This window comes from Alicyclobacillus sendaiensis NBRC 100866 (assembly GCF_001552675.1).
Lineage (GTDB): Bacteria > Bacillota > Bacilli > Alicyclobacillales > Alicyclobacillaceae > Alicyclobacillus > Alicyclobacillus sendaiensis.
Window position 1 is genome coordinate 1 of sequence record NZ_BCRQ01000120.1, and the last position, 1,936, is coordinate 1,936.

General features: G+C 57.5%; 1 protein-coding gene. It reads right to left on the reverse strand.

The genetic code is table 11. From position 1 onward, the window contains the following. The coding region (locus AS26_RS14570; protein ID WP_217997440.1) for a hypothetical protein at positions 1–185 on the reverse strand (185 nt) is incomplete at its 3' end. Between the last annotated feature and the right edge of the window lie 1,751 nt (positions 186–1,936).

Genomic DNA, 1,936 nt, shown 5'->3' on the forward strand with positions numbered 1-1,936 from the left:
TATGTCAATCCTGGCGCAAACGGAACAACGACGTTGAAGGACGTGCACGTCTCCGGACGTATCATCGTGCTGTCGGGCGCGAACCACTCAATCGAGCTCGACGGCGTGAGCGCACCAGCGCTCATCGTCGCGAGCACCAGCCCGGTGCACATCGTCGCCCAGGAGAATACGTCCATCCAAATCACGCAGATTGCCCCGCAAGACAAGCAACCTGTGTCGCTCGAAGCAGACGGCGGCGGGTTTGGGACCGTCGATATCGATGCGACTCCGACCGTAACGCTGGCGGGCACTACGCCATATACCAATATCGCCGTCCTGGCGCCGGCGAATGTCGTCGCTGAGGCAAATACGCAGGTTCAGAGCGTCACGGTGACAGCTTCAGGAGCGTCCGTCGTTGTTCAACCTGGAGCAAAGGTGCAACAGGTAACCGCAAGCGGTGCTGCTAACGTCAGCATCGTCGTGAACGGCTCCGTCGGCAGCGTGGTGTCGATGAGTTCTACCGTACAAGTCATGGGCTCCGGAACCGTTGATCAGGTGCAAGGCTCGGGCGTGACAGGATCGGTCCGCGGCATTCCGGTTGGCGCGAGTTCGACATCGTCTTCGGGTAGCTCGTCTTCGGGTAGCTCGTCTTCGGGTAGCTCGTCTTCGGGTAGCTCGTCGTCCGGTAGCTCGTCGTCCGGTAGCTCGTCTTCGGGTACGTCGCCTAGGATCACGATTCAACTTGGCGCCCAGCCGAACGATTCCATACTGTCTATGCCACAGTTGTCCGTGAATGGTTCAACCATCTCCTGGGGACCGGTGGCTGAAAGTGCCTTAATGTACATCCAAGCTAGCCCGGTGGATCATCCCTCGACCGTCTATTCGGTCTACTGGGACAGCGCGCAGGGACAGTATGATCTCAATGATCTCAATTCGATACCTACCGGCAAGTACCAGGTCAGCGTCACTGCAACTGACGCCGGAGATGGAATTTATCAAGACTCGACTGCAAGTAGCGTGTACGTATCCGTGAATTCGACTGTCTATGGGGCGAACACGACTACCTATGGATTGCAGTCGGCGCCGGCGGCGACATATCTAAATGTGTACTACGGCCAAGCGCCAGACACGCCATATCAGCCGATTTTGAGCTGGACACCTATGCAAGGAGCAACCAGTTACATGGTATTGAGTCAATACAATGGACACATCAAAATCGATGTGCAAGATCTCCTGCTCAATGCGCCGCCTGGGCCGCGCTTGATACGGAGCCTCTGCGGGCACGATGTCGAGTTTGACCGCAGCCGAGCCACGCTCGCCTTTGGAAGACCGGCCAGGCTATCATGCCCGCCTCTCCACGTCAAGCATTCACTTGGCAATCTGCACCGGCACCTTTCAATCGCGCCTCGAAGTATTGACGCTCGACGTCATCGGGCGTCCGGTACCCAACTGCTCCGTGGATCCGTTGTCGGTTGTACTAGATTTCGATGGTCTCGAAGATCCCTCGGATCGCCTCAGCCCGCGTCCGAAATCTCTCGAGGTACACGAGTCCTCGCTTGAGCACACTGTGGAACGATTCCACACAAGCATTGTCATAGCAAATTCCTTTTCGACTCACGCTTGCCGCCACCCCATAGGCTTTGAGTCGGCCCTGAGGTGGCGAACTGTATCGACCGCCGTCACGCTCCGTCAAGGGATGCTTCGCTCGTCCTTCGACGCCCTTGACGGGCGCTCGGCGGTCGATTATCCGTTAGGGCCAAAGCCTGCGTATGCATGCCCCGACTTCGACACTGTGTAGTCATACAAAGTCCCACGAATCCATTCCTGACGCGGATTCGTGGGACCTGTGGATAACTCGTGTAGTGCCTACAGCCCTCGTGTTCGGGGCTCCATGCGCAGAATTCTTGGTGGCTCCGTGATCCGTAACGCTCGCAAGATCTCCCGCTGCACTTCAGTA